The following is a 24,286-nucleotide window of genomic DNA, read 5'->3' on the forward strand; positions in this document are numbered from 1 at the left end:
CCGCGAGATAAGCGCATTGAACCAGACCAAGCACCCGCGGTGAACCCGCGGGGCTTGGTGTTTGGCATCTGCTTTACCTGACACCGCTTGTCACAAATCTGTCCTGTACGTTAGCTTATGCTCTCGGATTGGTGTCTAACCAGCTCTTGGAGGTACTGTCGAATGCTGTATCCAGAACTCTACGCCACGCTGGAAAAGGCCCGTTGGGACATGCAACGGGATATTCCCTGGGCCGACTTTGATCCTGCCGCGCTGAGTGACGAGCAGGCGCAGACGATCCGGCTGAATGCCATTACCGAGTGGTCGGCCTTACCGGCGACCGAGATGTTCCTGCGTGACAACCGCGACGACAGTGATTTTTCGGCCTTCATGTCGATCTGGTTCTACGAGGAGCAAAAGCACTCGCTGGTCCTGATGGAGTATTTGAGGCGTTACCGTCCGGAACTGGTCCCGACCGAGCAGGAATTGCATGCGGTGCGTTTCGAGTTTGACCCGGCACCGGCCCTGGAAACCCTGATGCTGCACTTTTGCGGTGAGGTACGGCTGACGCAGTGGTACCGGCGTGCCGCCGAGTGGCATACCGAGCCGGTGATCAAGCATATCTACAAGACCTTGTCGCAGGACGAAGCCCGCCATGGCGGTGCCTATCTCAAATACATGAAGCGTGCGATCGAGCGCCTTGGGGATGAGGCGCGCTACGCCTTTGCCAAGATAGGTGTATTGATGGCCTCCAGCGGTAAGTCGGCGAAGCCCTTGCATCCGACCAATCTGCACGTCAACCAGTCCCTGTTCCCGCGCGACACCATACAGAGCCGACTGCCGGACCCGGAGTGGCTGGAGTACTGGCTGGATCGGCAGATCATGTTTGATCGCGACTGGGAGGCTCGCGTGGTGGGCGGCATTCTGCGCAATCTGTCGAGCCTGTTCGACCGGACCTTCGAGACGGTCAGCCAGCTCAATCTCTATCGTAAGGAAATACAGCGACAGCTGGGCAATGGGGATGACAGCGGGAAAGGTCTGGCTGCGGCATAATTGAGCCCATGACAGCCTATAACGCCCCTGCCTTCGAGCAGAAAATCTGCGCGCCCGAGCAACTTGCCGAGCGCCTTGCTTCCTTGCCACGACCGCTGGTGTTCACCAATGGTTGTTTCGATATCCTGCACCGTGGCCATGTCAGCTACCTGGCCCAGGCGCGTGCCTTGGGTGCGGCCATGGTTGTTGCGGTCAATACCGATGCCTCGGTACGGCGGCTGGGCAAGGGTAGCGACCGGCCGATCAATCCGACCGAACATCGTGCCGCTGTGCTGGCGGCGCTGGGCTCGGTCGACCTGGTGACCTGGTTTGATGCCGATACGCCGCTGGAGCTGATCCTGACCATCCGCCCGGATATCCTCGTCAAGGGCGGCGACTGGACGCCCGACAAGATCGTCGGCAGCGAGCAGGTGCTGGCCGGTGGCGGGCAGGTGCATTCCATCCCCTTCCTGTTCCAGACATCGACCACCGAGACCTTGCGCAAGATTCGTGCTGCTGAGAGCTGAGGCATGAATCCGCTAGGCCATACCACCCCCCTCTATGATTTTCTCGATGACATCCAGAAGGCCGGCTGGTCCGAGCCGCGTCTACTGATACAGCTGGGCATCCTGTTCGGTACTGCGCTGCTATCGTGGTTGCTGAGCGGGGCCTTGCGTCCCCGTCTGCGGCAGGCCGGCGCTGCACGCTGGAAGCTGGGCTCCGAAGGGGTGGCGCGGGTGCTGTTCCCGCTGATCTTCTGGATCGGTATTGATATTGCGATAGCGCTGGTGCGTACCGACCATGGCGTGAATCTGTTGCGGCTGGCTTCCAGTCTGCTGCTGGCCATGCTGGTCGTGCGAACATTGGCCTATCTGTTGCAGGAGTCGTTCATCCAGTCGCTATGGGTCAAGCGCGCCTTGCGTCCCCTGGCCTGGTTGATCTGGATCGTGTTCGCGCTGCATATCAGCGGCATCCTGCCGGATATCCAGGATGCGTTGGAAGGGGTTTCCTTCCCGCTGGGCAAGCAGCATATCTCGCTGATGATGATCATCAACGGCGTCGTATCGGTGGCGGTCACGCTGCTGCTGGCGATGTGGCTGGGGCGTCTGCTGGAGCGGCGGGTCATGTCTGCCGTGTCGCTCAACCTCAGCCTGCGGGTGGTGATCACCAAGGTGGCGCGTACGATGCTGGTCGTGGTGGCCGTCATGATCGCGCTGCCCATGGTGGGGATAGACCTGACCGTGCTGTCGGTGTTCGGTGGTGCGCTGGGCGTCGGCCTCGGCTTTGGTCTGCAGAAGATCGCCAGCAACTATGTGTCCGGCTTTATCATCCTGCTCGACGGTTCCATCCGGATCGGCGACGTGGTGATCATCGATGGCCGGCAGGGCACCGTCTCCAGCATCACCTCCCGCTATGTGCTGCTCAAGCTGGGCGACGGTGGCGAAGCCATCATTCCGAACGAGGCATTGATCACCTCCACAGTGCTTAATCTTTCGCATTCGGACAGCCTGCTGCGGGTAGCCATACCCATCCAAGTGGCCTACGACACCGATCTGGAAGCCGCCAGCGCCTTGCTTGCCAGCCTGGTGCAAGGCGAGGTGCGCATTCTGGCCGAACCAGTGCCGGCAGTACTGGTCAAAGGGTTTGGCGAGAGCGGAATCGACATGGAGCTGGCGTTCTGGATCTGTGACCCCGATCAGGGCTCGGCGACCTTGCGCTCGCAGATCAATATGAAGATCTGGCGTGCTTTCAAGGAGCAGGGTATAGAGATTCCCTATCCGCGACGCGATCTGTATGTAGTCGGTACCGAACCGGCTGGTACTTTTGCGGTTGATCAAAGTTCGAGCGCGCGCTAGGTAATTGATTCAGCGTAGAATCCGGCCGTTTGCCCATGTTTGCCACAAGGAATTTCCATGTTTGATTGGCTCAACGGCCTGATAGACCTGCCATGGTGGGGTTATATCGTTGTCACCCTGGTGCTGACGCATATCACGATCGCATCGGTCACCATCTTCCTGCATCGCCACCAGGCCCACCGGGCGCTGGACCTGCACGCCATCCCCAGCCATTTCTTCCGCTTCTGGCTGTGGCTGACCACCGGCATGGTGACCAAGGAGTGGGCAGCAATCCACCGCAAGCACCACGCCCGTTGCGAGACCGAGGACGATCCGCACAGCCCGCAGGTACTGGGCATCAAGAAGGTGCTGCTGGAAGGGTCTGAGCTGTATCGCGCCGAATCCAAGAACCAGGAAACCATGGACAAGTTCGGCCACGGTACGCCGGACGACTGGATGGAGCGCAATGTCTACACCAAACACAGCGTGTGGGGTGTGACCCTGATGGCCATCATCAATCTGGTGTTGTTCGGACCGAACGGCATCTGGATGTGGGCGGTGCAGATGATCTGGATCCCGATCACTGCGGCCGGCATCATCAACGGTATCGGCCACTACTGGGGCTATCGCAACTTCGAGAACGAAGATGCCTCCCGTAACATCGTGCCCTGGGGCATCCTGATCGGTGGCGAAGAGCTGCACAATAATCACCATACCTTTGGTACCTCGGCCAAGCTCTCGAACAAGAGCTGGGAGTTCGATATCGGCTGGTTCTATATCCGTACCCTGGAAGTGATGGGTCTGGCCAAGGTGCGTCGTGTTGCGCCGTCGGTCAAGGCGGTAGTGCCGAAGGCCGAGGCGGACTTCGATACGCTGCAGGCCGTGATCGCCAACCGCTACGAAATTGCCGCTGCCTATGCGCGCCAGCTCAAGGCGACCGTGGCGCTGGAAGTGGAACACCTGCGCGAGCGTGCACCCCATATGCCGCATTTCCAGTTCAACCCCAAGCGGGCCATGAAGCGCTGGCTCAAGCAGGATCGCAAGGACACCCCGCTGGTCGACCAGGCGAAGCTCGATGCCTTGCTGGCGGAATCCAAGGTGCTCGATACCGTCTACAGGATGCGTCAGGAACTGACCGCCCTGTGGGAGCGTTCGTCTGCCTCCAAGGAACAATTGCTCAAGCAGTTGCAGGATTGGTGTACGCGGGCCGAGGCCAGCGGTATTGAAGCCCTTCGCGAGTTCTCGTTGCGACTCCGTGGCGTAGCGCTGGCATAATAGCTGGATGTACCGCCGGGGCGGCCCTGTGGCCGCCCCGTTGCTTTTGTCACCGAGGAATACCTATGTCCATCCAGCGCTATCACGTCGGTCCCCGTCTGTCCGAGATCGTCGTCCACAACAATACCGTCTACCTCGCCGGTCAGGTCGCAGAGCGGACGCTGAAGGAAGGCGCCAAGGCGCAGACCGAGGAAACGCTGGCCATGATCGACAAGCTCCTGGGTGAGGTCGGCAGTGACAAGACCAAGATCCTGTCCGCGCAGATCTGGCTGGCCGACATTGCCGACTACGATGCCATGAACGAAGCCTGGTCGGCCTGGGTGCCGCAGGGCCACACGCCGGCCCGTGCTACCGTGGAGTCGCGCCTGGCCTCGCCGGACTATAAGGTCGAGATCAAGATCGTCGCCGCGCTGTAATCAAGCGCCAGCCCCGTGGCTGGCTCCGGACCCCCGTTGCGCATTGCGGACGGGGGTCATGTTTTTCGCACTATGCTGTAAGTCATGGAAACCTCCTCCTTTATCTCCGCTACCGTATTGCTGATCCTGGTCACCGACCCGCTCGGCAATATCCCCCTGTTCATCGGTCTGCTGCGGCAGGTCGATCCAGAGCGCCGTCGCCGCATCATCATCCGTGAGGTGATCTTCGCGTTCGGCATCCTGCTGTTTTTCCTGTTCTTTGGCCGCCATGTGCTGGAGATCATGCATGTCAGCGAAACCTCGTTAGGCATCGCGGGCGGGGTGATCCTGTTTCTGATCGCGCTGAAGATGATCTTCCCGCATCCTGAGGGCGTGTTTGCGCATCAGGTCAAGGGCGAGCCCTTCCTGGTGCCGCTGGCCATCCCTTTCATCGCCGGTCCTTCCGCCATCGCCACGGTGCTGCTGCTGGTCAGCCGCGAGCCGCAACGCATGGGTGAGTGGATCGCCGCGCTGACGGTGGCGATGCTGGTCTCGGCCATCGTGCTGGGCTTTGCCGAGAAGATCGCTGACTTTCTCGGCGAGCAGGTCACCATGGCGTTCGAGCGGCTTATGGGTTTGATCCTGACCGCGATCGCCATCGAGATGCTGCTGAACGGAATACAGACCTTTCTGCTGCAACTGCACAAGGCAACCCCTTTATAATTGCGCCTATCCCCTGATAGCCCCCGGAGCCTGAGATGACCCTCGATGACATGAAGCGTGCTGCCGCACGTGCTGCGATCGCCTTCGTACCTGAAAACTGTGTCGTTGGCGTAGGCACCGGCTCGACTGCCAACCACTTCATCGATGCCCTGGCCGAGATCAAGGGCCGTATCGACGGGGCTGTCGCCAGCTCGGAGGCCTCGGCGGCCCGGCTTAAGTCGCACGGCATTCCGGTCTTTGACCTCAATGCGATCGACCGCCTGCCCATCTATGTGGATGGCGCCGATGAGATCAACCGCTATCTGCAAGCGGTCAAGGGTGGCGGTGCGGCACTGACCCGCGAGAAGATCGTGGCGGCGGTGGCCGAGAAGTTCGTCTGCATCGCCGACGAAACCAAGCTGGTCGACGTGCTGGGTGCCTTCCCGCTGCCGGTGGAGGTGATCCCGATGGCGCGCAGCCATGTGGCTCGCGAACTGGTGCAACTGGGTGGTCGACCGGTCTATCGCGAAGGCGTACTGACCGACAATGGCAATGTAATCCTCGACGTTCATGGTCTTAGCATCAGCGAGCCGGGCAAGCTGGAAGGCCAGATCAACCAGATCGTCGGGGTCGTGACCAATGGCCTGTTCGCCCAGCGCCATGCTGACGTGCTGTTGCTGGGTACCGCCACCGGTGTTCAAACTTATCAGTAATAAGTAAGAAAACTGTAACGGAAATTTCGTTTGGCGCGCATACACTGCCGTGCCAAGCTAGTGGCGTCAGTACACGCCAAGTACACGAGGGTTGCCCACCATGTCCGAACATATTTCCAAGCAGTTTGATGTAGAGCTTGAAGCCGCGCGCGGCAAGATCCTGGCCATGGCCGGTCTGGTCGAAGAGCAGTTCCGTGATGCCATGAAGGCGCTCGAGACTGGCGACCCGGACCTGATTGCCAAGGTGCTGGAGACCGAGAACCGCGTCAATGCGCTGCATGTCGAGATCGACGACGACTGCATGCACATCATTGCCCGTCGCCAGCCGGCGGCGAGCGATCTGCGTATGGTGCTGACGGTCAACAAGGCGGTAAACGATCTGGAGCGCATTGGCGACAAGGCCGCCAAGATCGCCACCCGTGCCCGTGGTATCTACGAAGGTGGCCGTGTGGCGGTGCCGCGCATGTCCGACCTGAGCTATCAGTCCGGCATTGCCCTGACCATGCTGCGCAGTGCGCTGGACGGCTTCGCCCGGCTGGATCCGACCGTGGCCGGCCAGGTTGCCCGTGAGGACATCAAGCTGGATGAGGAATTCAAGGCCATCCAGCGGCAGTTGATCACCTACATGATGGAAGATCCGCGTACGATCAGTCTCGCGCTGGAGATCATCGAGATCGCCAAGGCGATCGAACGCGTGGGTGATCATGCCAAGAATGTGGCTGAATACGTGGTTTACCTCGTCAAGGGGATCGATGTCCGGCACAGTCCGCTGGAAGAGATCGAAAAGCAGGTCCAATAGACCGATTTCCCCACCGCAAGCCCCTCGCCTGCGCGAGGGGCTTGTTTTTTGTGCATTCCCTTCCGACAATCCGCCCATCCCCGCTCGCCTGAAGAAGACTGATGAGCCCATCGCACACCATCGCCGCCGTCGATCTTGGTTCCAACAGCTTCCGCTTGCAGGTCGCCCGTGTCGTGGACGACCAGATCTATCTGCTGGATGGCCTCAAGGACACGGTGCGGTTCGCCGCTGCGCTCGATGGCAAGGGCAACCTCGATCAGGCAGGGCAGGCTCGCGCGCTGTCGGCGCTGGCCCGCTTTGGCGAGCGCCTGCGTGGGATGCCGCCGGAGCATGTCCGGGTAGTGGCGACCAATACCTTGCGGGTGGCCAAGAATGCCGCGGATTTCCTGCCGCGGGCCGAGGCGGCGCTGGGTTTTCCGATCGAGGTGATCGCGGGACGTGAAGAAGCCCGCCTGATCTATATCGGTGCTGCGCACAGCCTGCCTGCCGGCAAGGAAAAGCGGCTGGTGGTGGATATCGGCGGTGGTTCGACTGAGTTCATTGTCGGCCACCAGTTCAAGCCCCTGAAAACCGAGAGCCTGCTGATGGGTTGCGTCAGCTATAGCCTCAAGTTCTTTCCCGACGGCAAGCTGACTCGCCAGGCCTTTCGTGATGCCGAACTGGCGGCGCGCAGCGAACTGCAGTCCATCGTCCATGATTTCAGCCGCGACAACTGGCAGTTGGCGGTCGGGACGTCCGGTACTGCCCGTTCGCTCAGCGACATCATGGAACTGAACGAATTGAGCAAGGGCGGCATCAGCCTGGAAGGGATGGAGCGCTTGCGCGGCATCCTGCTCAAGGCCGGTCATATCGATGCGGTGCAGCTTAATGGCTTGCGACCGGATCGTCGGCCGGTATTGCCGGGTGGCTTCGCCATCATGGCGGCGGTGTTCGCCGAACTCGGGGTGCAGAAGATGTGCATCACGCTTGGCGCGCTCCGCGACGGCGTGCTGTACGACCTGGTCGGCCGGCAGCATCAGCGTGACCTGCGCGAGGTCACGGTGACCCAGTTCAAGCGGCGCTACCATGTGGACATGGGCCAGCAGGACCGGGTGGCCAAGGTTGCCGAGCATGCCTACCGGCAGCTGGCGGGCAGCCTGCAGATTGATCCCGAGGTTGACCTGAACATCCTGCTCTGGGGGGCGCGCCTGCACGAGATCGGTCTGTCGGTATCGCACTCCAACTATCACAAGCATTCCGCCTACATCCTGCAGCACGCCGACATGCCGGGCTTCTCCAGTCATGAGCAGGGCCGGCTGGCGCTGCTGGTGCTCGGTCACAAAGGCGGTCTCAAGAAGCTTGGCAACGGCCTGACCGTCGATCGCTGGGCCCGGGTGCTGTCCTTGCGGCTGGCGGCCATCTGCTGCCGCAGCCGTATCGAGCGGCCGCTTCCCCCCATCAAGCTCTCCGCGTTGCGCAATGGTTTCCGGCTGGATGCGCCAGACGAGTGGCTGGAAGCCAATCCGCTGACACATACCGCCCTGCTGCAGGAGGCCGAGGAGTGGCGCGATATCGGCCAGTTGCTGCAGCTCTCGCCCAACTTCCAGCGCTGGGTTTGATCGACGCCTTGCCGGCCCGACGCCGGCCGGCGTTCATGCCGCCATCTATCGGGGCGAGTGTGCACTGTTGCGGTGCACAAATTTCACTGGATTTTCGGCGTTTTTCCTTTAGAATCCGCGACCTTGCGCGTTCTGGCCGGATAGGCCTTGCGTGCTGGCGGTGACCCGGCCTCGACATCCGAGCCGCGGACCCGCTTGATTTCCCGGTGCCACAAGCGCCGGGTCGCTTGAACCCTCTACCCGAGGTCGCACCCCATGTTCCGCCGTCTGCTGCCGTCTTCGGCCGCCTTGCCTTACCTGCTGCTCGTCTTTGCCGCCTTCTGCTGGGCCGGCAACTTCATTCTCGCCCGTGCCATGCACGCCAATATTGCACCGGTGACCCTGGCTTTCGGTCGCTGGTTGATCGCCTTGCTGGTGCTATTGCCGCTGGCCTGGCCCCAACTGTCTGCCCAGCGCAGCCTGCTGTGGAAGGCGCGCAAGCGTCTGCTGTGGCTCGGCGGCTACGGCATTGCGGCTTCCAATACCCTGATCTATGTCGGCCTGCATCACACCAATGCGACCAATGCCGTGCTGTTCAATGCCTTGATCCCTCTGATGGTCATGCTGCTGGCCTGGGTTGTATGGCGTAAGCCCCTGGCCGGCCGCGAATGGTCGGGCATGGGGGCCTCGCTGCTGGGCGTGCTCCTCATCGTCTGTCATGGCGATATCTCCCGCCTTCTGAGCCTGGATCTGAACCATGGCGATATCTGGGTGGTGGCAGGCCTCGCCTGCTGGTCGGCCTATACCTTGTTGCTGCGCGGCTTGCCCGAGGGGCTGGACCGCTTTGCCGTGCTGTGGCTGACGATTGCCATCGGCCTCGTGATGCTGCTGCCGTTCTTTGTCTGGGAAGTGGCGCATGTGGGCCTGCCGGCGATCACGCTTGGCAACAGCCTGAGCCTCCTGTACCTGGGTATCTTCCCCTCGGTGGTGGCGCTGACGGCCTATATGCGCGCGGTCGCCACCCTGGGGCCGACCCGGGCGGCTGGTTTCCTGCATCTGATTCCCGCCTTTGGCGCGGTTGGGGCGGGTGTATTTCTGGGTGAGGTACTGGCGCTGTATCACGTGCTGGGCCTTGCCATCATTTTCAGCGGTCTGTACTGGGCGCAGGGTTCCTTGACACCGAGCACGACTGTGGTGCAAAAGCCCGTCTCCCGCTGAAACCACAATAACTAGTAGTGTCCGGGCGGCGTGATTCGTAGAATCCGCCGCTTCGATCATTTGGAGTGCAGGCAGATGCTCAGCATCATTCAGTCACTGTTCGGTATAAGCTGCCTGCTCGGCTTGGCCTATGTGTTCTCGGCGCAGCGACGTGCCATCAGCTGGCGCCTTGTCGCCTACGGCATCCTGCTACAGGTGGCGCTGTGTCTCCTGGTCAGCCATGTGCCGGCCGTGCGGCAACTGTTCCAGTCCATCAGCGTGGGTTTCGTGACCCTGCTGGATTTTGCCAAGGAAGGCGCCAAGTTCGTCTTCGGCAACGAGCTGGCCTCCCCCGAGGGCAAGCTCGGCTTCATCTTCGTCTTCAATGTCCTGCCCATCATCGTGTTCTTCGCTGCGGTCAGCGCCTTGCTGTACCACTTTGGCGTACTGCAGAAGATCGTGCTGGTGTTCGCCTGGATCATGAAGCGCACCATGCGCCTGACCGGGCCGGAAAGCCTGTCGGTCGCCAGCAATGTGTTCCTGGGCATGAACGAGACGCCGCTGCTGGTGAAGCCCTTCATCCCCAATATGACGCGCTCCGAGCTGATGACCATGATGACCGGCGGCCTGGCCCATCTGGCCGGCACCGTGCTCGCGGCCTATATCAGTTTCCTGGGCGGGAGCGATGCGGCCGCGCGGGCGCAGTTTGCGTCCTACCTGCTGCTGTCGTCGCTGATGAATGCACCGGCCGCCATCCTGTTTGCCAAGATGCTGTTGCCGGAGACCGAGCGCGACCCGCAGGCGCCGAGCAAGCTCGAGTACGAGCACGCCAATCATGGTCATTTCATCAATGCCATCGTGCACGGCACGGCGGACGGCGTGCGACTGTCCGTGATCATCGGTGCCATCCTGATGACCTTCGTATCGCTGATCGCGCTCAGCAATCACCTGTTGCATGGTGTGGGCGACTGGGCCGGCATCAATGCCTGGATCGTGGCGTCCACCAGCGGTGCCTTTGACGGCCTGTCGCTGCAGTATGTATTTGGCCAGGCCTTCCGTGTCGTGGCGTGGCTGATGGGCGTGAGCTGGACCGAGTCGCTGCATATCGGTTCCCTGCTGGGCCAGAAGATCGTCATCAACGAGTTCGTCGCCTACCTCGACATGGCCCGCATGCAGTCCCAGCATCTGCTGTCCGAGCGCGGCACCGTGATCGCCACCTTCGCGCTGGCGTCCTTCGCTAACTTCAGCTCGGTGGGTATCTGCGTGGCGACGATTTCGTCGCTGGCGCCGAACCAGCACAAGCATCTGGGCGCCATCGGCATGCGCGCGCTGTTTGCAGCCATCCTGGCGGGCCTCTGCACCGCCTGCCTGGCCAACATCTTCCTGACCGGCCTGTAAGCGCTCCTGCGGCCCTTTACGGGCGGCGGGAAGCCATCGGTAAGTCCAACGGCCCGCCTAGTGCGGGCCGTTGTCATTCAATCGCCCGTCCTGGCGTAACGATTGCAGAAACGCAGCTCCGGCGGGTAGGGGTAGAAGTCCTCGACATGACCGGCCCGGATACGCTCCTGGCGGGCGCGCCAGAAGGTGGGGTTCAGCAGGTCGCGATGGTGCTGCAGGAACACCCGGCGGATTTCGGTCGGGCCTAGCAGGAAGCGGGCGAATTCCTCGGGGAAGACGTCGTTGCGGGCCACCGGATACCAGGGCTCGCTCGCCATCTCCATTTCCGGCGAGGGGGCCTCGGGAATCTCGCGGAACTGGCAGTCGGTCATGTACTCGATCTCGTCGTAGTCGTAGAACACGACCCGGCCATAGCGGGTGATGCCGAAGTTCTTGAACAGCATGTCGCCGGGGAAGATGTTGGCGGTCGCCAGTTCGCGGATGGCATTGCCGTAGTCGGCGACGGCCTGCTCCAGTTGCTCGGTGCTGGCGCGGTTCAGGTAGAGGTTGAGCGGCTCCATGCGGCGCTCGATATAGAGGTGGCGGATCACCACCTCGTTGCCGTCTTCTTCCAGCAGGCTGGGTGCGAGGCTGCGCAGCTCTTGCAGCAGCTCTTCGGTGAAACGTGCCTTGGGTAGGGCCACGTTGCTGAATTCCAGCGTGTCGGCCATGCGACCCACCCGATCGTGCTGCTTCACCAGCTGGTACTTGGCCCGGACGATCTCCTGGGTGACGTCCTTGGTCGGGGCGATCTCGTCCTTGATCAGCTTGAACACATAGGGGAAGGACGGCAGCGTGAACACCAGCATGACCAGGCCGCGTATGCCCGGCGCCACGATGAAGTCATCGCGCGAGTGCCGCAGGTGGTGCATCAGGTCGCGGTAGAACACCGTCTTGCCCTGCTTGGCGAGCCCCAGCATGGTGTACAGCTCAGCCTTCGGCTTGAACGGCAGCATGGAGCGCAGGAAGCCCACGTAGCCGGAGGGGGAGGCCATGTCGACCATGAAATAGGCCCGGTTCAGCGAGAACAGCACGGCGATGCGCCGCGGCTCGAGCAGCAGGCTGTCGAGCAGCAGGCGTCCTTGCGAGTCACGCAGCACCGGTACGGCGAAGGGGTATTCGACGCCGCCGTTGACCGCCTTGCCGATGATGTAGGCAGCCTTGTTGCGGTAGAAGGCGCTCGACAGGACCTGGATCTGGAAGTTGGCCTCGATCTCGGGCCATTGCTGGCCCAGGTGGGTCAGTGCGGTATCGATGACGTAACCGATGTCGCGCTCGAGGTCGGCAAAAGCCGGTTGCCAGCCGAAATCCTCGACGATGCGGCGCAGGCTTTGCCGGAAGCCGCCGGCGCGCGGGTAGTAGCTGCGGTAGGTCGGCGGGTCGGACTCGATGTATTCGGTCGAGATGGCCGGCCGGACGAAGATGAAATCGTTGTGGAAGTAGTTGCGGTGCAGGATCTTGCAGCACACCGAGTTGAAGAAGGTCTCGGCCAGCTCCGGCTGCTTGTGGTTGACCAGCATGCCGATGAACAGCAGCTTGGCCTGCTGCCAGATATCGTCGTCCAGCCAGTCGGCGTGGAATTCCTCGTGCAGGCGGGCGACGCACTCGTCCACGCGCTCGTCGTAGAAGCGTATCCGCTCCTTGGAGGCGCGCTGCACGGCGTGCCAGTCGCCCGTCTCGAAGCGCGTCTTGGCCAACCGGCTTACCTCCCGGAAGATGCCGTAGTGACGATCGAAGCCTTCGATCAATGCATGGGCGATCGCGATCGCCTTGGGGTGTTGGCCGGCAGGTATCAGCATCAGGGTCTCTTGAAAGGACGGCGAGGAGGCGAAGAGCGCGGCTTGCCCTTGGGCAGGTCGGCGAGGTCCAGGGTCAGGCGGCGCCATTGGCCTGGCGCGAGGTCGGCAAGGGACCACTCCCCCACCTGGACCCGCACCAGTCGCAAGGTGGGCAGGCCGACCTTGGCGGTCATGCGCCTGACCTGACGATTCTTGCCTTCCCGTATGGTCAGGCTGATCCAGCTGTCGGGCACGGTCTGGCGTACCCGTATGGGTGGGTTGCGCGGCCACAGCTCGGGCGGGGCGAGGCGTGCGACCTCGGCGGGTCGGGTGATGAAGTCGCCCAGGTCCACGCCGCGCGCCAGCGCTGCCAGGGCATCGTCGTCCGGCGTGCCCTCCACCTGCACCCAGTAGGTCTTGGGCAACTTGTGTTCGGGGTCGGCGATGCGCGCCTGCAGCCGTCCCTCATTGGTCAGCAGCAAGAGGCCTTCCGAGTCGGTATCGAGCCGGCCGGCCGGATAGAAGCCGGGCGCGTCGATGAAATCCGCCAGGGTAGGGTGCTGATCGTGCCCGGAAAACTGGGTGATCACGCCGTAAGGCTTGTTGAAGAGTATGAGTTCGGGCATGCAACTGGCAGAGATGAGGGGTTTTGCCGGATAATAGCAAGCTTATGACGTCAACTTTTTACCCTGGCGTTGTTCTACAACTCAAATCTAAGCTGGGTCGCCACAAGCGGCCTTATCCCCAAGCACCCTTCCATACGGAGCAGGCATGAGCACCCAATCGCATATCAAGGTTCCCGCAGGCGGCCAGAAGATCGTCCCGGGCCAGGCCATTCCCGACCAACCCATCATTCCGTTCATCGAAGGTGACGGCATTGGTGTGGACATCACCCCGGTCATGAAGAAGGTCGTGGACGCTGCCGTGGCCAAGGCCTACGCCGGCAAGAAGCAGATCCACTGGATGGAAATCTACGCCGGCGAGAAGTCGACCAAGGTCTACGGCTCCGACGTGTGGCTGCCCGCCGAAACCATGACCGCGCTGAAGGACTATGTCGTGTCCATCAAGGGCCCGATGACCACCCCGGTCGGCGGCGGCATCCGTTCGCTGAACGTGGCCCTGCGCCAGGAACTGGACCTGTACACCTGTCTGCGCCCAGTTCGTTACTTCACCGGCGTGCCATCGCCGCTGAAGCGCCCGGACCTGACCGACATGGTCATCTTCCGTGAGAATACCGAAGACATTTACGCCGGTATCGAATGGGCGTCGGAATCCGAAGGCGCCAAGAAGGTGATCGCCTTCCTGCAGAACGAAATGGGTGTCAAGAAGATCCGTTTCCCGGAGACCTCGGGTATCGGTATCAAGCCGGTTTCCAAGCAGGGTACCGAGCGTCTGGTCCGCAAGGCGATCCAGTACGCCATCGACAATGGCCGCAAGAGCGTGACTATCGTCCACAAGGGCAACATCATGAAGTTCACCGAAGGTGGCTTCCGTGACTGGGCTTACGCCCTGGCCAAGAACGAGTTCGGCGGCGTCGAGATCGACGGCGGCCCATGGCTCAAGCTGCCGAACGGCATCGTGATCAAGGACGTGATCGCCGATGCCTTCCTGCAGCAGATCCTGCTGCGTCCGGCCGAGTACGACGTGGTCGCTACCCTGAACCTGAACGGTGACTACGTGTCCGACGCCCTGGCAGCCCAGGTCGGTGGTATTGGCATCGCCCCAGGCGCGAACCTGAGCGACGACGTCGCCATGTTCGAAGCCACCCACGGCACCGCACCGAAGTATGCTGGCCAGGACAAGGTAAACCCCGGTTCGCTGATCCTGTCGGCCGAAATGATGCTGCGCCACATGAGCTGGACCGAAGCCGCCGATCTGATCATCAGCTCGATGGAAAAGGCCATTGCCGACAAGCAGGTCACCTATGACTTCGCTCGTCTTATGGACGGCGCGACCGAAGTGAGCTGCTCCGCCTTTGGCGACGCCATGATTGCCCGTATGTAAGCGAGCGATCATCGCATCCTGAAAAACCCCGCCAAGGCGGGGTTTTTCTTTGCCTGCTCGCCGCGCGGTGGAAGATTGCCGGTAGTGGGGGGGCCGGGCAGGGAAATCGTGTTGTCTGGCGATCAACTGACGAACGGCGGTCGGCGGTAGGAGCCCGTTTGTCGGCGCGCGTAAAAAAACCTCGCCGAAGCGAGGTTTTTTATCAGTGCGACGAAACTTCAGAACGCTTAGGCGGCCTGAATGTTCGAAGCCTGCTTGCCCTTCGGACCTTGGGTCACTTCAAAGGAGACCTTTTGGCCTTCCTTCAGGGTCTTGAAGCCATTCATGTTGATCGCCGAGAAGTGGGCGAACAGGTCTTCACCGCCATCATCGGGGGTGATGAAACCGAAACCCTTGGCGTCGTTAAACCATTTGACGGTACCAGTTGCCATTGTACTAATTCCTCAATTGCGGTTGCTGAGAGTAAAAGCGGCGAGCCGCTTGGATGTTGTTATGGTTCAAGGCTCGCAAGACTGGCACTTCTATGTACTACGACAACCGCGTACAGCCGACAGCCGGTACTAGCTACCAACTTGAATCCAAACGTTCGCCTTGTACCCCCCGGGCATATTGGCCGTCAAGCACCCAATGCAAGGCTATGCTTGTGATGTAGGAGAAATACATCACTTGAAAAGCTGGCCATGCGGGCCAAAATTAGATTACCGATGCAACGCTCTTCTAACGATTCTTGAATATGGCCATACAGCACAACGACGGCGTCGAACTCGCCAAGTCTCCGACCCGAGTCCAGCCGCCCTCGATGTACAAGGTGCTGCTGCTGAACGATGACTTCACTCCGATGGAGTTTGTGGTCATTGTGCTGCAACAGTTTTTTGCAATGGATCGTGAACGGGCGAATCGTGTCATGCTCAAAGTACATACCGAGGGCAAAGGTGTTTGCGGCGTTTATGCCAAGGACGTCGCGGCGACGAAGGTCGCGCAGGTAATGGATTTTTCACGGCAGCATCAGCACCCGCTGCAGTGCGTCATGGAGGAAAACTGATGATTGCCCAGGAACTCGAAGTCAGCCTACACACGGCTTTTGTGGAGGCGCGTCAGAAACGCCATGAATACATCACGGTGGAGCACCTCCTGCTGGCGATGCTGGACAACCAGAGCGCGGCCGAGGTGTTGCGTGCCTGTGGCGCCAAGATCGAACAGCTGCGACGCGAGCTGACGGATTTCGTCGCCGAGCACACACCGCTGGTGGCGGGGTCCGGCGAGGTCGAAACCCAGCCGACCATCGGTTTCCAGCGCGTGATTCAGCGTGCCATCCTGCATGTGCAGTCCTCCGGCAAGAAGGAGGTCACCGGTGCCAATGTGCTGGTTGCCATCTTCGGCGAGAAGGATTCGCACGCAGTGTACTTCCTGCACCAGCAGGGCATCACCCGGCTCGACGTGGTGAACTTCATTTCGCACGGCATCAGCAAGGTGGCGCCGCAGGCCGGCGGCCAAGCTGCCCCTAAGGGTGACGCCGAGCACGATAGCGATGCCGAACAGCAGAGCCACGGTGCACTGGAGAGCTTTACCCTCAACCTGAACCAGGCGGCGAGCCAGGGACGGATCGATCCTTTGATCGGCCGCGACCCGGAGATCGAGCGCGTGATCCAGGTGCTGTGCCGTCGCCGCAAGAACAACCCCTTGCTGGTTGGCGAAGCCGGCGTGGGCAAGACGGCTATCGCCGAAGGCTTGGCCAAGCGCATTGTCGACGGCGACGTGCCGGACATCCTGGCCGATGCCACCGTCTATTCGCTGGACATGGGTGCGCTGCTGGCCGGGACCAAGTACCGCGGTGACTTCGAGCAGCGCCTGAAGGCGGTAATCAAGCAATTGGCTGAAGACCGAAACGGCATCCTGTTCATCGACGAGATTCATACCGTGGTGGGGGCCGGTGCGGCTTCCGGCGGTACGCTGGATGCATCCAACCTGCTCAAGCCGGCCTTGAGCAACGGCACCCTCAAATGCATCGGTGCGACCACCTACACCGAGTTCCGCGGCATCTTCGAGAAGGACAATGCGCTGAGCCGGCGCTTCCAGAAGGTCGATGTGGGCGAGCCCACCGTCGAACAGACGGTGGAGATTCTCAAGGGGCTCAAGAGCCGCTTCGAGGAGCACCACGGCGTCAAGTACACCGCGGCGGCACTGTCGACCGCGGCGGAACTTGCGGCCAAGTACATCAATGACCGCCATCTGCCGGACAAGGCGATCGACGTGATCGATGAGGCCGGTGCGGCCCAGAAGATCCTGCCCAAGTCGCGGCAGAAGAAGACCATCGGCAAGGGCGAGGTCGAGGAGATCGTGGCCAAGATCGCCCGTATCCCGCCCAAGACGGTGTCCACGGATGACCGCAACGCGCTCAAGACGCTGGACCGCGATCTGAAGAACGTGGTGTTCGGGCAGGAGAAGGCGATCGACGTGCTGGCTGCGTCTATCAAGATGGCGCGCGCCGGGCTGGGCAACCCGCAGAAGCCGATCGGCTCCTTCCTGTTCAGCGGCCCGACCGGTGTCGGCAAGACCGAGGTGGCGCGCCAACTGGCCTATACGCTGGGTATCGAACTGATCCGCTTCGATATGTCCGAGTATATGGAGCGGCATGCTGTCAGCCGCCTGATCGGTGCACCTCCGGGCTATGTCGGGTTCGACCAGGGTGGTTTGCTGACCGAGGCGATCACCAAGCATCCGTATGCGGTGCTGCTGCTCGACGAGATCGAGAAGGCGCATCCGGACATCTTCAACGTGCTGCTGCAGGTGATGGACCACGGCACGCTGACCGATAACAATGGCCGCAAGGCGGACTTCCGCAACGTGATCATCGTCATGACGACCAACGCGGGTGCGGAGTCGCTCAACAAGAGCAGCATCGGCTTCACTTCCAACAAGGCGGTGGGTGACGAGCTGGCCGAGATCAAGCGGCTGTTCACGCCGGAGTTCCGCAACCGGCTGGATGCCACGATCAGCTTCGCACCGCTGAACGAGGAGATCATCCTGCAGGTGGTGGACAAGTTCCTGATGCAGCTGGAAAGCCAATTGCATGAGAAGAAGGTGGAGGCCCACTTCACCGACGCGCTCAAGGCACATCTGGCGAAGAAGGGCTTCGATCCGCTCATGGGGGCCCGGCCCATGGCCCGGCTTATCCAGGATACGATCCGCAAGGCTCTGGCCGACGAGTTGCTGTTTGGCCGCCTGGCCAACGGTGGCGAGGTCAGCATCAGCATCGACGACAAGGAGCAGGTCATCCTTGATATCAAGGAGGGTGCGACGGCCGTCACGGCCTGAGCATCGCCGCCTGATGAAAAAGCCCCGCTTGGCGGGGCTTTTTCGTTGGCGGTTCTGGACGGGCACTCAGGACTGGCGGTGGATTGCCAGCGGGGCGGGAGCTTGGCAGACCGGCATCATCTCGATCACGTTGATGTTGACGTGCGGTGGCAGGCTGGTGAGCCAGTGCACCGTGCTGGCGATATCGTCGGGCGTCAGCGGCGTGGTGCCCTGGTAGACATTGGCGGCCTTGCCGTCGTCGCCCTTGAACCGCACGTTGGAGAATTCGCTGCCACCGGCCAGGCCAGGCTCGATGCAGCTCACACGTACCGCGGTGCCGAGCAGGTCGGCCTTCAGGTTGAGGCTGAACTGGTGCACGAAGGCTTTGGTCGCGCCGTAGGCATTGCCGCCGGGATAGGCGTAGTCACCGGCGATGGAGCCGATATTGATGATCAGGCCGCGATTGCGGGCAACCAGGCCAGGCAGGACGGCGTGTGTGACGGCGGCAAGGCCCAGGCAGTTGGTCTCTATCATGGTCTGCCAGTCGTCGAGGCTGGCACCCTGGGCGGCTGCCAAGCCCAGCGCTAACCCCGCGTTGTTGACCAGCAGGTCGATCGCCGCGTAGTCGGCCGGCAGTTGCTCTACCAGGCGTGCGACGGCTGCACGGTCACGCACGTCCAGCGCCAGCGGCAGGATCTGACCGGGGAATTCCGCCTGCAGGGCTTCCAGCCTGTCCAGCCGGCGCGCGGTGGCGATGACGCGGTAGCCATCCTGCGCCAGCCGGCGGGCGATGGCGAGGCCGAAGCCGGCACTGGCGCCGGTGACGAGGGCAATGCGGGATGGGGGCATGGAAGTCTCCTGGAGCGGTTCGGCCCGGCAGCGTGCTGAGGCGCTCGGCGGGCGGTTGAGTCGGATGCGATAGTCTGCTGGCCGTCAGGCCAGCAACAGATCGAGCGTGCGGCGGTAGATGGCGGACAGGCGGGGCAGGTCCGCGACGGCAACGCATTCGTTCAGTTTGTGGATCGTGGCATTGAGCGGGCCGAACTCGACCACCTGCGGGCAGATGGCGGCGATGAAGCGACCATCCGAGGTGCCGCCGGTCGTGGACAGCTCGGCGCTCACTCCGGTCTCCGCCGCGATGGCCGTCTGCAGCGCCTGTGACAGGCGTCCGGGTTCGGTCAGGAAGGGGCGGCCGCTCAGGGTCCAGGCGATGTGGTAGTCCAGGCTGTGGCGGTCGAGGATGGCGGCGACGCGGGCCTTGAGCTCCTCGGCCGTGCTCGCGGTGCTGTAGCGGAAGTTGAACTCGACCGTCAGCTCGCCGGGGATCACGTTGCCCGCGCCGGTGCCGGCATGGAGGTTGGAGACCTGCCAGGAGGTCGGCGGGAAGTGGGCGTTGCCCTCGTCCCAGACTGTGGCGGCCAGCTCGGCCAGTGCCGGTGCGGCCTGGTGGACCGGGTTGCGGGCGAGGTGCGGATAGGCAATGTGGCCCTGGATGCCGTAGACCGTCAGCTTGCCGGACAACGAGCCTCGGCGGCCGTTCTTGATGGTATCGCCAAACAGCTGGCTGGAAGTGGGTTCGCCGACGATGCAGTAGTCGATGGTCTCGCCACGTTCGGACAGGGTCTCCACGACGCGGATGGTGCCGTCGACGGCCGGGCCTTCCTCGTCGGAGGTGATCAGCAGGGCGATGGAGCCGGCGTGGTTTGGCCGGTCGGCCAGGAAGTCCTCAATGGCGGTGACAAAGGCGGCGAGCGAGGCCTTCATGTCGGCCGCGCCGCGCCCGTACAGCAGGCCGTCGCGGATTTCCGGCGCAAAGGGCTCGCTATGCCATTGCTCGTGCGGGCCGGTAGGTACCACGTCGGTATGTCCGGCGAAGCACAGCAGGGGGCCGCCATGGCCGCGGCGGGCCCAGAAGTTGTCGACCTCGCCATGGCGCATGGTCTCGACCACAAAGCCCATCGCCTCCAGGCGCGCGCGCAGGATGTCCTGGCAGCCCGCATCCTGCGGGGTGGTGGAGTTGAGGCCGATCAGTTGCCGGGTCAGGACGAGGGTGCGGTCGGTCATGGCGGGGAGGTTCAGCCCAGTTGGTCGTAATACCCTGGCTTGAAGCCGACGATCAGCTGTTCACCGTGGGCCAGGACCGGGCGCTTGATCAGCGAGGGCTGTTCCTGCAACAGGACGATGGCGCTGCCGGCGTCGATCACGCTGGCTTGCCTTGCCGGGTCAAGCTTGCGCCAGGTGGTGCCCTGCTTGTTGACCAGCACCTCCCAGCCCAGCCGGTCTACCCAGCCTTGCAGCAGTTCGGCGCTGACGCCTTGCTTCTTGAAGTCATGGAAGGTGTAGTCGATCTGGTGTTCTTCCAGCCAGGTACGCGCTTTCTTGACCGTGTCGCAGTTGGGGATGCCGTGCAGTTTGATCATGGGTCGGGTCGGGGTCTCAGTGCAGGTCGATATCGAAGCTGATCTCGGGTTCCGCCGGTTTGGCGGCCTCGGTGCTCTGTTGGCGCTTCTGTGCGCGCGCGGCTTCGATTTCGTCCTGCGATTGGGCGTTGTTGATCAGCCAGGCCAGGTTGGTGGCAGAGTCGGCGTTGGTCATGGCTTCGTCGTAGGTGATCTCGCCATCGCGGTACAGTTTGTACAGCGCCTGTTCGAAGGTCTGCGAGCCCTGGTACAGGCTCTGCTCCATGGCTTCCTTCATCTGGTCGATCTCGCCGTTCTTGATCAGCTCGGCGATGCGGCTGGAGTTGATCATGACTTCGACCGCCGGCGTGAGCTGGCCTTGCTTGTTCTTGACCAGGCGCTGCGAAATTACCGCCTTCAGCGCCACGCTCAGGTCCATAAGCAGGCTTTCCCGTGCTTCGTGCGGGAAGAAGTTGATGATCCGGTTCATCGAGTGGTAGCTGTTGTTGGCGTGCAGCGTAGAGACGATGAGGTGACCGGCCTGGGCGTAGGTCAGCGCGTGCTGCATGGTCATCTTGTCGCGGATTTCGCCGATCATCATCACGTCCGGCGCTTCACGCATGGCGTTCTTCAGGGCATCGGAGAAGCTGTGGGTATCGATGCCGACTTCGCGCTGGCTGACGATGCTCTTGCGATGCGGGTAGAGGTATTCGATCGGGTCCTCGATGGTAAGGATATGGCCCGGGGTGGTCGTATTGCGGTGTTCCAGCATGGCGGTGATGGTCGAGGTCTTGCCCGAACCGGTCGAGCCGACCACGAAGATCAGGCCGCGCTTTTCCATGATCAACTGCTTGAGTGCGTCCGGCAGGCGGAGGTCGTCGATCGTGGGTGACACCGCCTTGATGTAGCGGACGACGATGCCGATATTGCCGCGCTGCTTGAAGACGTTGACCCGGAAGTTGCCCACTCCCTCCACCAAGTGGCCGAAGTTCATTTCCCATTCGGCCTCGAAGGTGCCGCGCTGGTCCTCGGTCATCAGTTCGTAGGCCAGCGCCTGGACATGGGCGTTCTGCAGCACCTGCTGGTTGACCGGGTAAAGCACGCCCTGGATCTTGACCTGGACAGGACTGCCTGCGGTGACAAACAGGTCACTGGCCTGGCGCTCGGCCATCATCTTGAAGAAGGGAAGCAGGTTCATGGGTTATGGCCGTTGGCTTTGGATGCCCATGAGTTTAGCACGCATCAACGCACAGGCCCGCCGTAGGGGCGGGCCTGTGTATTACATTGGCATCCTGACGGAAGCCGGCCGGCAGGCCTTATTGGATCTTGGCTATTTCCTCGTCGCGCAGGGCGCGGCGCAGGATCTTGCCGACGTTGGTCTTGGGCAGCTCCTTGCGGAACTCGATATAGCGCGGGATCTTGTAGCCGGTCATGTTCTTCTTGCAGTGCTCGTGCAGCTGGGCTTCGGTCAGGGATTGATCCTTCTTGACCACGAAGATCTTCACGACTTCACCCGATTTTTCGTCCGGCACGCCGATACAGGCAACTTCCAGTACGCCCGGATGCATGGCGACGACATCTTCCACTTCGTTCGGGTAGACGTTGAAGCCGGACACCAGGACCATGTCCTTCTTGCGGTCGACCAGCTTAACGAAGCCGTCCGGATGCACGATGGCCATGTCGCCGGTAGCGAGCCAGCCGTCAGCGTCGATGACCTTGGCGGTTTCCTCGGGGCGGTTCCAGTAGCCCTTCATCACCTGCGGGCCCTTGATCCACAGCTCGCCTGCTTCTTCAAAGCCCAGTTCGCGGCCTTCGGCGTCGCGGATCTGGATGTCGGTCGAGGGGACCGGTAGGCCGATGGCGCCGTTGTAGCCTTGCAGGTTCATGGGGTTGATACAGGCGGCGGGTGAGGTCTCGGTCAGGCCGTAGGCTTCGATCAGCGGTACACCGGTCATCTGCTTGAACTTGTCGGCCACCGCGCGTTGTACCGCCATGCCGCCGCCGAGGGCCAGCTTCCAGGTCTTGAAGTTGAGCTTGGGGAAGTCCGGATTGTTCAGCAGGGCGTTGAACAGGGTGTTCACGCCGGTCATGCAGGTGATCGGGAATTTGCCGAGTTCATCGACAAAGGCCGGGATATCACGTGGGTTGGTGATCAGGACATTGAGGCCGCCGATCTTGCTGAAGACCATGCAGTTCGCCGTCAGGCAGAAGATATGGTACAGCGGCAGGGCGCAGACGATGACTTCCTCGCCTTCCTTGACCAGCGGCTTGAGCCAGGCGTGCGCCTGCTGCATGTTGGCGATGATGTTGGCGTGGGTCAGCATCGCGCCCTTGGAGACGCCGGTGGTGCCGCCGGTGTACTGCAGGAAGGCGATGTCCTCGTGACCGACCGGGACTTTCTTCAGTTCGTGGCGGCGGCCGATGCCGAGCGCGCCATTGAAGCTGACGGCCTGCGGCAGGTTGTAGGCGGGCACCATTTTCTTGAGGTGCTTGAGTAGCAGGCTGATGACGGTGCCCTTGAAGCCCAGCAGATCGCCCATCTCGGTCACGATCACGTTCTTGATCGGGGTCTTGTCGATGACTTCGGCCAGTACGTGAGCGAAGTTGGCGACGATGATGATGGTGGTGGCGCCGGAATCCTTGAGTTGGTGTTCCAGTTCGCGCGGAGTATAGAGCGGGTTGACATTGACCACCGTCAGGCCGGCGCGCAGCACGCCGAAGACGCAGATCGGGTATTGCAGCAGGTTGGGCATCATGACAGCGACGCGCTCGCCCTTGGCTAGCTTCAGTGCTTGCTGGAGGTAGGCGCCGAGGTCGCGTGAGCCTTCCTCGATCTCGCCGTAGCTCATGGTGCGGCTGGCGAACTTGATCGAGTTGGCGAAGGCGGGACGATCCCGGAACTTCTGCGCGCTCTTTTCGAATACTTCGCCGGCCGACTGGAACTCGTTAACGTCGATTTCGGCAGGTACGCCCGTTTGATACTGCTTTAGCCAGATTTTTTCCATACGCTGCTGTCTCCGATTTTTTGCTGTCGTTCCGCCGTTGCCTGCGGGTATGGCCAAGCTGCTGTCGGCCTTCTTGCCTTGCCTGCTGCCGGTCTGCGAGTGAGGGGGATGACGGGTCGCTGCCCGCTGTGCCGCACTGTACCGGAATAGGTAAATCTACGCCAAGTGCCAACCAAGCACCTGCTTGGGTCTGTGCAGGTTGGTGTGTGCCATACCGCAAATATCGCCCATTGCCGAGTACTTATTGTCGGCTGGGTCACCTTTGGGGTTCCGTTTCCTGCGCTAAGTCGCTAAAATAGCGGGGATTTCAATTCTTACAGTTATCTGAAGTGGGCTCGAGAGCCCATTTTTCATTTCTGCGACACGCTATGGACATGCAACGTTTGTTGGACACCACGCTACCGGGCCTGGGATATGAACTGGTGGATCTCGAGATTGGTCGGGATGGACTGGTGCGGGTGTTTATCGACGGCCCGCAGGGCATCACGCTCGACGACTGCGTGAAGGTGAGCAATCACCTCTCTCACCTGTTCACCGTCGAGAACGTGCCTTATGAGCGCCTGGAGATTTCCTCTCCTGGCCTTGATCGGCCCCTGAAGAAGGAAGCCGATTTTGTCCGTTTTGCCGGCGAGCAGGTGAAGTTGAAGCTGCGCATGCCGCTGGAAGGTGGCCGCAAGACGCTGCAAGGTGAATTGAAGGGCATCGTCGACGGCAAGGTCGAGGTGCTGGTAGGAGCGGATTTGGTTGCTGTGCCGTTGAGTCAGATCGACAAGGCGCGTTTGGTGCCGGTGTTTTGATCGACCGCACGGAAAATAAAGATTTCAAGAGATTGGGGCCTTTGCCCAAAGCGATACGGTTGGAGGTA

General features: G+C 61.6%; 23 protein-coding genes. 15 read left to right on the forward strand and 8 right to left on the reverse strand.

The window, feature by feature from the left end; genetic code table 11:
- Positions 1–162 precede the first annotated feature (162 nt).
- The 11 genes from ACYVHK_RS00005 to ACYVHK_RS00055 all read left to right on the forward strand — a co-directional run bounded on the left by ACYVHK_RS00005 (position 163) and on the right by ACYVHK_RS00055 (position 10,902).
- Positions 163–1,032, forward strand: a complete 870-nt coding sequence (locus ACYVHK_RS00005; protein WP_460526276.1) for a ferritin family protein — start codon at positions 163–165, stop codon at positions 1,030–1,032.
- Positions 1,033–1,040: 8 nt separating this feature from the next.
- Complete coding sequence (gene rfaE2, locus ACYVHK_RS00010) at positions 1,041–1,538, forward strand: nucleotidyl transferase family protein (protein WP_460526279.1); 498 nt, start codon at positions 1,041–1,043, stop codon at positions 1,536–1,538.
- A gap of 3 nt (positions 1,539–1,541) precedes the next feature.
- Positions 1,542–2,867: a mechanosensitive ion channel family protein gene (locus tag ACYVHK_RS00015; RefSeq protein WP_460526281.1), complete on the forward strand. Its 1,326-nt coding sequence runs from the start codon at positions 1,542–1,544 to the stop codon at positions 2,865–2,867.
- 57 nt (positions 2,868–2,924) lie between these two features.
- A complete protein-coding gene (locus tag ACYVHK_RS00020) occupies positions 2,925–4,121 on the forward strand; it encodes a DesA family fatty acid desaturase (protein WP_460526283.1) in 1,197 nt (398 codons plus the stop codon).
- 65 nt (positions 4,122–4,186) lie between these two features.
- Positions 4,187–4,537 carry a RidA family protein gene (locus tag ACYVHK_RS00025; RefSeq protein WP_460526285.1) on the forward strand — a complete coding sequence of 117 codons (351 nt, stop codon included), beginning with the start codon at positions 4,187–4,189 and terminating at the stop codon, positions 4,535–4,537.
- A gap of 84 nt (positions 4,538–4,621) precedes the next feature.
- The gene (locus tag ACYVHK_RS00030) at positions 4,622–5,239 is read left to right on the forward strand and encodes a MarC family protein (RefSeq protein ID WP_460526287.1); all 618 of its coding nucleotides are present in this window, start codon (positions 4,622–4,624) and stop codon (positions 5,237–5,239) included.
- Between the two features lie 35 nt (positions 5,240–5,274).
- Positions 5,275–5,931, forward strand: coding sequence for a ribose-5-phosphate isomerase A (gene rpiA / locus ACYVHK_RS00035; RefSeq protein ID WP_460526289.1), 657 nt, complete (start codon positions 5,275–5,277; stop codon positions 5,929–5,931).
- A gap of 100 nt (positions 5,932–6,031) precedes the next feature.
- The gene (gene phoU / locus ACYVHK_RS00040; protein ID WP_460526291.1) at positions 6,032–6,730 is read left to right on the forward strand and encodes a phosphate signaling complex PhoU family protein; all 699 of its coding nucleotides are present in this window, start codon (positions 6,032–6,034) and stop codon (positions 6,728–6,730) included.
- Between the two features lie 101 nt (positions 6,731–6,831).
- Positions 6,832–8,328, forward strand: coding sequence for an exopolyphosphatase (ppx, locus tag ACYVHK_RS00045; protein ID WP_460526293.1), 1,497 nt, complete (start codon positions 6,832–6,834; stop codon positions 8,326–8,328).
- Between the two features lie 255 nt (positions 8,329–8,583).
- Positions 8,584–9,525 carry a DMT family transporter gene (locus ACYVHK_RS00050; RefSeq protein ID WP_460526295.1) on the forward strand — a complete coding sequence of 314 codons (942 nt, stop codon included), beginning with the start codon at positions 8,584–8,586 and terminating at the stop codon, positions 9,523–9,525.
- 75 nt (positions 9,526–9,600) lie between these two features.
- Positions 9,601–10,902, forward strand: a complete 1,302-nt coding sequence (locus ACYVHK_RS00055) for a NupC/NupG family nucleoside CNT transporter (protein WP_460526297.1) — start codon at positions 9,601–9,603, stop codon at positions 10,900–10,902.
- A 77-nt stretch (positions 10,903–10,979) separates the two neighbouring features.
- Here ACYVHK_RS00055 and aceK read toward each other — a convergent pair whose 3' ends face one another.
- Positions 10,980–12,740, reverse strand: a complete 1,761-nt coding sequence (gene aceK, locus ACYVHK_RS00060) for a bifunctional isocitrate dehydrogenase kinase/phosphatase (protein ID WP_460526299.1) — start codon at positions 12,738–12,740, stop codon at positions 10,980–10,982.
- Positions 12,740–13,345 (reverse strand): pseudouridine synthase family protein, encoded by a 606-nt coding sequence (locus ACYVHK_RS00065; RefSeq protein ID WP_460526301.1) that lies wholly within the window; start codon positions 13,343–13,345, stop codon positions 12,740–12,742. The genes aceK and ACYVHK_RS00065 overlap by 1 nt, the downstream gene beginning before the upstream one ends.
- A 145-nt stretch (positions 13,346–13,490) precedes the next feature.
- On the opposite strand from ACYVHK_RS00065, the gene icd reads away from it, so the two are divergent.
- Positions 13,491–14,723: an isocitrate/isopropylmalate dehydrogenase family protein gene (icd, locus tag ACYVHK_RS00070; protein ID WP_460526303.1), complete on the forward strand. Its 1,233-nt coding sequence runs from the start codon at positions 13,491–13,493 to the stop codon at positions 14,721–14,723.
- 227 nt (positions 14,724–14,950) lie between these two features.
- On the opposite strand, the gene cspE is transcribed toward icd, so the two are convergent.
- Positions 14,951–15,154, reverse strand: coding sequence for a cold-shock protein (gene cspE, locus ACYVHK_RS00075; RefSeq protein ID WP_460526305.1), 204 nt, complete (start codon positions 15,152–15,154; stop codon positions 14,951–14,953).
- Positions 15,155–15,456: 302 nt separating this feature from the next.
- On the opposite strand from cspE, the gene clpS reads away from it, so the two are divergent.
- Both clpS and clpA read left to right on the forward strand, forming a co-directional pair.
- Complete coding sequence (gene clpS, locus ACYVHK_RS00080; protein WP_460526307.1) at positions 15,457–15,765, forward strand: ATP-dependent Clp protease adaptor ClpS; 309 nt, start codon at positions 15,457–15,459, stop codon at positions 15,763–15,765.
- Positions 15,765–18,038, forward strand: a complete 2,274-nt coding sequence (gene clpA, locus ACYVHK_RS00085; RefSeq protein WP_460526309.1) for an ATP-dependent Clp protease ATP-binding subunit — start codon at positions 15,765–15,767, stop codon at positions 18,036–18,038. The genes clpS and clpA overlap by 1 nt, the downstream gene beginning before the upstream one ends.
- Positions 18,039–18,104: 66 nt before the next feature.
- On the opposite strand, the gene ACYVHK_RS00090 is transcribed toward clpA, so the two are convergent.
- From ACYVHK_RS00090 to ACYVHK_RS00110, 5 genes are all read right to left on the reverse strand, one after another.
- Positions 18,105–18,866: a Rossmann-fold NAD(P)-binding domain-containing protein gene (locus tag ACYVHK_RS00090; protein ID WP_460526311.1), complete on the reverse strand. Its 762-nt coding sequence runs from the start codon at positions 18,864–18,866 to the stop codon at positions 18,105–18,107.
- An 84-nt stretch (positions 18,867–18,950) separates the two neighbouring features.
- Positions 18,951–20,081 carry a succinyl-diaminopimelate desuccinylase gene (dapE, locus tag ACYVHK_RS00095; protein WP_460526313.1) on the reverse strand — a complete coding sequence of 377 codons (1,131 nt, stop codon included), beginning with the start codon at positions 20,079–20,081 and terminating at the stop codon, positions 18,951–18,953.
- Between the two features lie 11 nt (positions 20,082–20,092).
- Positions 20,093–20,437 carry an arsenate reductase gene (locus ACYVHK_RS00100; protein WP_460526315.1) on the reverse strand — a complete coding sequence of 115 codons (345 nt, stop codon included), beginning with the start codon at positions 20,435–20,437 and terminating at the stop codon, positions 20,093–20,095.
- 16 nt (positions 20,438–20,453) lie between these two features.
- A complete protein-coding gene (locus tag ACYVHK_RS00105; protein ID WP_460526317.1) occupies positions 20,454–21,614 on the reverse strand; it encodes a PilT/PilU family type 4a pilus ATPase in 1,161 nt (386 codons plus the stop codon).
- Positions 21,615–21,732: 118 nt separating this feature from the next.
- A complete protein-coding gene (locus ACYVHK_RS00110) occupies positions 21,733–23,421 on the reverse strand; it encodes an acyl-CoA synthetase family protein (RefSeq protein ID WP_460526319.1) in 1,689 nt (562 codons plus the stop codon).
- A 368-nt stretch (positions 23,422–23,789) separates the two neighbouring features.
- Here ACYVHK_RS00110 and rimP point away from each other — a divergent pair, with 368 nt between their 5' ends.
- Entirely contained in the window at positions 23,790–24,218 is a 429-nt protein-coding gene (gene rimP, locus ACYVHK_RS00115; protein ID WP_460526321.1) for a ribosome maturation factor RimP, read from the forward strand.
- Positions 24,219–24,286 lie beyond the last annotated feature (68 nt).

Source organism: Chitinimonas naiadis, from assembly GCF_054780835.1.